This window comes from Microcoleus sp. Z1_B2 (assembly GCF_036700325.1).
Classification (GTDB): domain Bacteria; phylum Cyanobacteriota; class Cyanobacteriia; order Cyanobacteriales; family Microcoleaceae; genus Microcoleus.
Genome location: NZ_JAUBOQ010000076.1, coordinates 1 through 8649 on the forward strand (window position 1 = coordinate 1; position 8649 = coordinate 8649).

Here is an 8649-nt window from a genome sequence, read left to right on the forward strand (position 1 = left end):
TATTACGCCTATCGTTAAGGTTTGTAAAGGGGTTTGACGACAGTTAAACTGATGAGTGTGATTAGGAAAGCTGATGAGAGGAAAGAGATGGCCCATCGCCCCCGCACGAAAAGAGATGACAGCGTTCACGCGCGGCGCACCTCAACCCTAACGAACAGGATCTATGGGAGGTGGAGAAGGTAAAGGAACAGGAGCGATCGCAGGTGGAGAGGCAGGGATGCGAGGAGGTGGAGAAATCCTGAACTGCAGGAGTTGCTGGGGGGTGAGCGATCGCAAAATTCTCAGTCCGAGAGTGTCTCTGGAGATGCTTAAAGCGTAGGATGGCTCCAAATACGGGCGGAAATTGGATTTATTGTTCAAATAGCTTTCCATGAACGCTAGGCTGAGTCCGCTGAGGTAGCGGCGGGCTAAAGCTGGTTCGGGCCCGATCGCCTGTGGTGGTGGCAGAAAGAGGCTTTGAGGGGATTCCTCGATCGTTGAGAAGTGAGTCCCGTTGTTCATCAGTACGAGATATTTGTTGGGCGATGTCAGCCATGTGAACGGTTGAATTTGTTCGAGCAAAGCGGGGGCGACTGTATCGGCGCTGCCTGCGATTAGCATGACGGGGATTTGGATTTTGCTGAGGTTTGTTTCTCCGAGAATGCTGCTGGCGATCGGGTTAACGGCGATCGCAGCTTTGATGCGCGGGTCGCCGAAATTGTACTGGTTGCGCTCTAGGCCGCGGGCGCGGCACTGCAACAGTAGGGAGAGGTTCCAACTATCGTTCTCGAGTCCGCAATCTTTGTCTAGCTGTGCAAAATTAATCCCTGCCCCGGCTAATGCTAAAGCCGTATAGCCACCGAAAGACTGGCCGATGACGCCGACTCGCTGCAAGTCGAACTGCCCTTGGTAGGCCGGATCGGTTGTAGAAAGTTTGGTTAAATAATCGAGCAGGTCTTTGATGTCGAGGGGGCGGTTGACAAATTCTGCTGGTTCTGCTACTTGATTGGCTCTGCCTGTTACTAAGTCTTGGATTTGTTGGGCGTTGCTGCCGGGGTGTTCGGGGACAGCGACGGCAAAGCCGTAGGAGGCTAGGTGTTTGGCTAAATATTGAAAGGAAATGCGATCGGAACCTAAACCGTGGGAAATTACTACTACTGGGGCCGGTTGGGGGCTGCCCTGTGGTAGGTAAATGTCCATATCAAATGTGCGATTGCGATTTGGACTCGTCAGAGTTACCGATGATTTTTTCCAAGTATAGGGGCCAGGTAGCTGGGGCTGCTGCATTTGGGCGGGCGGTATGGTGGGTTCTAAGGCTGCTTGTGCTTCCGACAACTGGGCGACTCCGGCGATCGTCTGATTGGAACGGTTGATCAGCGATGTCAGCTCGTTGGCGATACCCAAGGCGCGGGCGATGTCAATCCTGATGCCATAGGTGGGGAATTTCCGCAGCACGTTGAGAATTGTCAGGCCTTCTGGATCTGAGGCTGCTAAAATCAGGGCGGCTCGGATGGCATAAAATCCGGGCTGCCGAGCTTTGGTTTGAATTACTCGGCCCAAGCGTTTCAGCAGCACTTCTCCTTGAGGCGTGTAGAGAAATTGGGCGATCGTCACGTGGCTGATTTCAGCCTTCGCTTGCAGGGCGCTGCGAATCTCAGCTAGCTGAGATGCTTTGACGTACTGAGCGAAGCCGTCCAAGTTTGAGTCTATTTTGCCTTCTTTGGCGAAAAGTGCCAGGGATTCAATGGGAACTGATTCTTCTAGTGGCCCGTAAGTTACGTAAATTCGCTCGGCACCCATTGCCGGTGCGGCGGTGCAAACAGCAGTGAATGCACACAATCCTAGGTATTTTTGGGCGATCGAGCGCCGAGTACCCAGGGCAGCAGTGGAGAGACTCCGAAACAGACAGTTCATAAGTTTCAAACCTAGGACTTCTAATAATTAGTCAGTGAAACGATGTAAATTGTTTCACTAACATTTAATACCAAAAAATCGATCTGTTGCTTCGGATGCTTCCGAAATTAGGTTATCTTGGGAAGCATAGCCAAAAGAGCAATTTTCTGACCTGACAAGACTAGCTGAAATTTAAAATTCAACGCCGAGGGGTCAAACCTACTGGAATGCCCATTAATTATTTTTTCAGCAAGGCCAAGATATTTTCGATCGAGTTTGTAACTACAGCCTGAGTGAGAGAATTTATGATGTTCAATGCAACTGCTATCCTGATTGACGCTTTTGTGCAAGAGTTGCAGGCCGGCTACCGTCGCACCTACGGCAAGTACAAGCCTGACTACCCTGAAATTATCGCCTGGGCAGGGACTATGGCTCTGGAAAATATCGCTAACTGCGATGCTCTCTACCACAATGTGGAACACACAATGCTCGTGGCTTTGGTGGGACAAGAGATTCTCCGGGGCAAGCATATTCGCGAAGGCGGAGTGTCGCCGGAAGATTGGCTGCACTACCTAATCTCGCTGCTGTGTCACGATATCGGCTACGTCAAAGGTGTTTGCCGCCAAGACCAAGAAGCTGTGGGACTATATGCTACGGGTATTGACGGGGGCATGGTTTCTGTGCCGATCGGGGCAACTTCTGCCAGTTTAACTCCTTATCATGTCGATCGAGGCAAACTCGTAATTGACGAACGCTTCGGCGGCCACACATTAATTGATGCCGAACAAATCAAGCGCAATATTGAATTGACGCGCTTCCCAGTTCCTGCTAGCGAAACTCATCAAGACCGAAATAATTATTCTGGACTCGCTAGGGCCGCCGATTTGATCGGTCAGTTGAGCGATCCAAATTACCTGCGAAAAATAAGTGCCTTGTTCTACGAATTTGAGGAAGTCGGCACTAATAAAATCTTGGGCTACAAATCTCCGGGAGATTTGCGACAAAATTACGCCAAGTTTTATTGGAATGGAGTTTTTCCCTACATTCCAGCAGCTTTGAACTACTTGGAATTAACCCAAGGAGGCAAACAAATTATTGCCAACCTCTACGCCAATGTATTTCAGGTAGAACACGCTGAACCGCTCGCTTTCACAAAGCCAAACGCTCAAGAATTTACCAAATACCGCGCCAATAGCAACTTGAACATCGAAAAAGATGGTGATAATCTTCAACCTTCAATGTCCGGGGAAAACAAGAAATTTACGGAGTTTCCCGACTTAAATTTGTAATGATTTACGCCCATAATTCGGCAGCTATAAAGGCGAATCAGTGGATTTTAAAATTGAGAATGTGGCCTGACAGGTTTGGCGCAACGTTCGGCGTTCAATCAGTCGAAGGATTTGAAATTTACTTCATAGATGAATCTGGAAGGTTGAACAAGAGTCGAAAGTTTTGGCCGACTGGCAACTTTGGTCGGAAAGTATATCCGTTTTTGGACAGGGTGACAATTAGGATAAGTTTTGATTTTCTAGTTGCTATATCTTGGTTTTTAGCTCAAATTGACATTGCTCATCTCAAATCTAAAATCTGTCTGGCAGCAGAGAGGTTGCTCGATCCTTTTTTTTGAGCTAAAATGGAAAGTTATAATCAAAAATTTAACATCTAAAATCTAAAACCTTAAATCGATATGGCAGCAGAGATTCAGCAGCAAATTCAACAGTTGAGGCAGCAGCTACAGGAAGCTAGCTATGCTTATTATGTTCTCGATGCGCCGATTATGCCAGATGAAGTGTACGATCGACTTTATCGCCAGTTGCAAGAATTAGAATCAGATTATCCTGAATTAATTACTGCGGAAAGTCCGACTCAGCGCGTGGGAGAACAGCCTGCTACTCAATTTTTTAGCGTCAAACACAATATTCCTCTCTACAGTTTGGAAAATGCTTTTAATTTTGAGGAATTTGCTAAATGGCAGGAACGCTGGCAAAGGGTAGCACCTTCCCTAACCCCCGTTCAAGAAGGAAATGCACCCCCCCTAACCCCCCCCTATCAAGGGGGGGGACAAGAGGGAAATGTACCCCCCCTAACCCCCCCTTATCAAGGGGGGGGACAAGAGGGAATAGCATCTTCCATTCGCAATCAGGAAAACAGGGAAATTACTCCCCCCCTTAGCAAGGGGGGGTTGGGGGGGGTTTCCTATGTTTGCGAATTAAAAATTGACGGTTCTGCTTTAGCGTTAACCTATGAAAATGGAATTTTAGTTCGCGGTGCAACGCGGGGAGACGGCATTGCCGGAGAGGAAATCACTCAAAATGTCAAGACTATTCGCTCGATTCCTTTAAAGCTCAATTTAGATAATCCGCCGCCTGTTGTGGAAGTGCGGGGAGAAGCTTTTTTGTCTTTAGCTGTGTTTGAGGAAATTAATCGGGAACGGGAAAAAGCAGGGGAACAATTGTTTGCTAATCCTCGCAATGCTGCGGCGGGTACGCTGCGGCAGTTGGATTCTAAAATTGTGGATAAGCGACGGTTAGATTTCTTTGCTTATACTCTGCATTTAGATCAGAATAACGAGGGTAACACGCAGTGGGATTCGTTGGAATTGTTGCGACGAATGGGGTTTAAGGTGAATCCCCATCGCAAAATTTGCTATTCTTTGGATGAGGTTCGGGAGTATTACGAATATTGGGATACTGAACGGCGGAATTTGCCTTACATGACTGATGGGGTTGTTGTTAAGATTAATTCGGTTTTGCTGCAAAAACAATTGGGTTTTACTCAGAGGTTTCCGCGTTGGGCGATCGCCCTGAAGTATCCCGCGGCAGAAGTGCCTACAATAGTAGAAGCTGTCACCGTGCAAGTAGGGAGAACCGGGGCTCTGACTCCTGTAGCGGAACTGAAACCGGTGCAGTTGGCGGGGACGACGGTTTCGCGGGCTTCTCTCCATAATAGCGATCGACTTTCCGACCTAAATCTCCATATTGGCGATACTGTAATTGTCAGAAAAGCTGGGGAAATTATACCAGAAGTTGTGCGAGTTTTGCCGGAACTTCGCCCCCAAAATGCTCAACTTTTTCAAATGCCTAGTTGCTGTCCCGAATGCGCGCAGCCTGTGGTTCGGGAAAAGGGGGAGGCAGTTACTCGCTGCATCAATACATCTTGTCCGGCAATTTTGAGGGGTTCGCTGATTCATTTTTGCAGCCGGGATGCTCTGGATATTAACGGTGTTGGCGAAAAGTTGGTGCAGCAGATGGTTGATAGCAATCTGGTGCATTCTGCGGCGGATTTGTACGATTTGACAGCGGAAAGATTGATGAGTTTGGAACGCATGGGTAAGAAGTTAGCAGAAAAGTTGGTAAGTGCGATCGCCCAATCAAAAAATCAACCTTATTCGCGCGTACTTTACGGCTTGGGCATCCGCCACGTCGGCAGCGTGAATGCTCAATTGCTGACAGAAAGGTTTGCAAATGTAGAAGAGTTAGCAGGAGTATCGGCGGCCTCGATTGAGGGCGTTTACGGCATCGGCCCGGAAATTGCTCAAGCTGTTTATCAGTGGTTTCGAGTGCCGGCAAATCAAAGTTTAATTGCACGGTTGAAAACTGCAGGCTTACAATTGCAGTCAGAAGTAAAAAATCCCAATTTAGCCAGCACAAATTTACAACTTGCAGGCAAAACTTTTGTGCTGACCGGAACTTTGCCCACTTTGAAACGAGATGAAGCTAAAGATTTGATTCAAAAAGCAGGAGGTAAAGTCACAAGTTCTGTGAGTGCTAAAACTGATTATGTGGTTGTGGGAGAAGATGCGGGTTCTAAGTTGGAAAAAGCTCAATCTTTGGGAATCAAACTACTTTCGGAATCTGACTTATTAGAACTGCTATCCAAACCATAAATGATTGGTGAAAGTCAATATATCTCTCTTTCCTCTTTCTCTGCGCCCTCTGCGCCCTCTGCGGTTCGTAAAAAAAGCTCATTCACTTGGGCCGTTTTCAAAGAAAATCCCCAACAATTCTATTGCCCTAGATGCAAAATAGCCCCTCGCGAATTGGGCAATACCTCAAAAGGCAGAGAAATCCCGATCGCCCTTGGTGAATATACATACTTCCCCAGCGGTGCGGCCCAAATCTGTTGTCGGTACAGGCGAGTTTTGCTAAAATTTGATAAAGTTTGCAATAGCGATGGCAACTGCCAGCTTAGCCAAATCCCAGCAATCATAGGAGATACATTATGTCGGAAATTCCAGCAGAACAAGCACAAACAAACTTGCCAACTCCAGAAACAACTACCGAAAGCTCAATTTCTGGGGTGGAAAACTTGAAAAACAGTGTGGGAAATGTCCTAAATAGTTGGAAGTTGAAAGCAGGATTAGCCGTTGCTGTACTTTTGGGAGTTTTGCTATTTGCTTTCTACTGGCAGCATATGATTGCAGTCGTAGGTATGAAGAGTTGGTCGGCGCGATCGGGTGCTAATCCGATCGAATGTATGGTAAGAGATACTAATAATGACGAGTATGTCAGTTGCAGCGCCCTCCTCGATCAGCAGATTGTCCCTCTTGAGTGCAGTTCGAGTCTGTTCAATATCGGCTGTCGAGTCAATTACGGAACTGCGGCACCAAATCCGAGACAAACCAACCCTAGATAGAGCATCTGCGGGTTAGAGATGATTGTTGAAGGAACAGATTTGCTACTAAAACATGGGAATTATAAAAAAATTCCCACCGTGAAAATACTCCAGCAATAAAGAGGGGAAAACTATTGTTTTTCTTGTTGTAAATTAGCAGGTAAGTCTACTTACCTGCTATTGCCATTAGGTAATCTGTGATAGATGATGTGTGGCAGTATATTGGCGATCAGAAGGTTTTGATGATATTAATTTGGTGGTGATGAAACAGAAATAGAGTTCCAAACCCCCTGGATCGGCGCTTGAAATTGGGGCAGCCAGGGGCGAACCGCCCCAACCACCCAAAGCGGGCATTGCCCCTAGTAGAAACTTTCGTCCTTCAGAAGCGGAGACTGAAAAATAAAGATGGCAGCTTACCAAGGGCTTCCGATCATGGTGAAACTACTCCAATAATAAGGATGAGAAAAATTTTGGTTTGGTTGTTGTAAATTAGCAGGTAAATTTAACTGGCCGCCTGTTGTTACTAGCTGTCCGTTTTCCAGCCGCACTTTACCGGACATTATTGCTTGTTGAGCCAGTTGCAAAGCTTCTGCCTTAGTTGTGGTTCCTCGCAACTGGTGGTAAAATTCGCTCATCAGCGCCAAGGTGCCTCCATCGTCAACATACCACAAACTCCCTAAAGCAGATTTGGCGCCGGATTTTACTGCTAAACCTCCAAAACCTAACTCTGCTTCCCGATCGCCCATAGCAGTTCTACAAGCACTTAATACTAACAAGTCTACCTGCGGATTGCGCCAATTCAAACTCTCTATGCGATCGAGCTGCAATTTGGAATTCCACATTTGAATGTAGGAATTGCTCGCTTTTCCCGGTTTGAATTCAGCGTGAGTTGCTAGATGAACGATCCGAAATCCTCCCTTGGCGTGTTCCGACGTGAGATTATCTAAAGTGAAAGCAGAATTGAGGAAAGATGGGCCCTGCCACTGAGCCGAAATCGCCTGCAATTCGATCGGCACACTGGGCAAGGGCTGTTGGTCAACAAATTCTGACCTTCCCATTGCTAGGACTGTGGCGTCTCTAACAGCTTTATAATCGGTATTAGTCGAACTAAAACTCGGAATTAGGCTGAAACTGTATTTTTCAATCAAGAAGCCTTTACCGTCGTGCAAAGCGGCAAAGGGCAGGCTCCGCAATCCCGGATCGACTGACAGTAATAAAGTTTGAATTCCTAAGTTTTGTAGGTCTTTTTCTAGGGGTGCGATCGCCCATTTATATAGTTGCTGAGCGGCGGCTAGATAAGTGCTAGTATCGCGTTTTGCGGGATTGGTGATTTCAGCGCGAAACTCCTGGACGGTGGGGAAAAGAGCTGCTTTGTTGGCTTCGGGGACGCTGTAGTGAATCGGCCACCCGGCGGGAGGAACTAAAATTAGTTCCAATTGATCTTCTCGCGAGACCATGTAGATAATACCAGACCGCTTGCCGGTTTGCTGTTCGATATTTTGTAAAGTTTGTTGGGATGTCGAAATCAAGGTTTTTTCCTCTAGGATGTTGGCTTCTACCCCCAGGTATTCTGCAAATTCTTGATTCCTCATTTCTTCGATTCCCCAGACTGTTTTCTGTATGTCGTTACCTTCAAAAAGTCGATCGGGAGACGGAACATATCCCAGAACTAAATTAGAAGTAGGGTTAACTGTTGGTGCTTGTTGGGATGCGAGTGAAGAGGCTACGATGCCAGCGGGTAATTGACTGATGATACTTTGATCGATGGTTAAAACTCGACGATCGGCAGCAGCAACACCCGGATTTTCTAGCGATCGACTTTCGGGGCGTTTAAAGTCTTGTTCATCGGAGGTTGACGGTTCGGGTGTGGGTGTATCGGCGGCTGTGGGCGATTTTGGCGCTGTCACAGGTGTGGGCACTTGTATTTCCGTAGGATCGATCGAAGCGGGAGTGACACTCGGAGTGGCAGTTAGGGTGACACTTGGAGTGGGAGTGGGAGTGACACTCGGAGTGGGAGTTAGGGTGACACTTGGAGTGGGAGTGGGAGTGACACTCGGAGTGGGAGTTAGGGTGACACTTGGAGTGGGAGTTAGGGTGACACTTGGAGTGGGAGTTGGAGTGACAATTGCAGTCGGAGTGACACTTGGAGTGGGAGTTGGAGTG

The 8649-nt window shown here is 47.4% G+C and carries 6 protein-coding genes; 3 read left to right on the forward strand and 3 right to left on the reverse strand.

What is annotated here, in order from left to right; all coding sequences use genetic code 11:
* Positions 1 to 147: 147 nt before the first annotated feature.
* Positions 148 to 1893 (reverse strand): alpha/beta hydrolase, encoded by a 1746-nt coding sequence (locus QT984_RS28150; RefSeq protein ID WP_333058315.1) that lies wholly within the window; start codon positions 1891 to 1893, stop codon positions 148 to 150.
* A 287-nt stretch (positions 1894 to 2180) separates the two neighbouring features.
* On the opposite strand from QT984_RS28150, the gene QT984_RS28155 reads away from it, so the two are divergent.
* The gene (locus tag QT984_RS28155) at positions 2181 to 3161 is read left to right on the forward strand and encodes an Npun_R2479 family HD domain-containing metalloprotein (protein WP_333058314.1); all 981 of its coding nucleotides are present in this window, start codon (positions 2181 to 2183) and stop codon (positions 3159 to 3161) included.
* A 398-nt stretch (positions 3162 to 3559) separates the two neighbouring features.
* On the forward strand, positions 3560 to 5758 hold the full coding sequence (ligA, locus tag QT984_RS28160; RefSeq protein ID WP_333375446.1) for an NAD-dependent DNA ligase LigA: 2199 nt from the start codon (positions 3560 to 3562) through the stop codon (positions 5756 to 5758).
* 119 nt (positions 5759 to 5877) lie between these two features.
* Here the strand turns inward: ligA and QT984_RS28165 are convergent, their stop codons facing one another.
* The gene (locus QT984_RS28165) at positions 5878 to 6081 is read right to left on the reverse strand and encodes a hypothetical protein (RefSeq protein ID WP_333058312.1); all 204 of its coding nucleotides are present in this window, start codon (positions 6079 to 6081) and stop codon (positions 5878 to 5880) included.
* Between the two features lie 12 nt (positions 6082 to 6093).
* On the opposite strand from QT984_RS28165, the gene QT984_RS28170 reads away from it, so the two are divergent.
* Positions 6094 to 6507: a hypothetical protein gene (locus QT984_RS28170; protein WP_333058311.1), complete on the forward strand. Its 414-nt coding sequence runs from the start codon at positions 6094 to 6096 to the stop codon at positions 6505 to 6507.
* Between the two features lie 392 nt (positions 6508 to 6899).
* On the opposite strand, the gene QT984_RS28175 is transcribed toward QT984_RS28170, so the two are convergent.
* Positions 6900 to 8649, reverse strand: a 1750-nt coding sequence (locus QT984_RS28175) for a CHAT domain-containing protein (protein WP_333375448.1), incomplete at its 5' end; no start/stop codon positions are given.

Excerpts from the sequence above, each read along its gene's own strand:
- QT984_RS28170 (WP_333058311.1), top strand. The coding sequence starts at position 6,094 with ATGTCGGAAATTCCAGCAGAACAAGCACAAACAAACTTGCCAACTCCA.
- ligA (WP_333375446.1), top strand. The coding sequence starts at position 3,560 with ATGGCAGCAGAGATTCAGCAGCAAATTCAACAGTTGAGGCAGCAGCTA.
- QT984_RS28165 (WP_333058312.1), bottom strand. The coding sequence starts at position 6,081 with ATGATTGCTGGGATTTGGCTAAGCTGGCAGTTGCCATCGCTATTGCAA.
- QT984_RS28155 (WP_333058314.1), top strand. The coding sequence starts at position 2,181 with ATGTTCAATGCAACTGCTATCCTGATTGACGCTTTTGTGCAAGAGTTG.
- QT984_RS28150 (WP_333058315.1), bottom strand. The coding sequence starts at position 1,893 with ATGAACTGTCTGTTTCGGAGTCTCTCCACTGCTGCCCTGGGTACTCGG.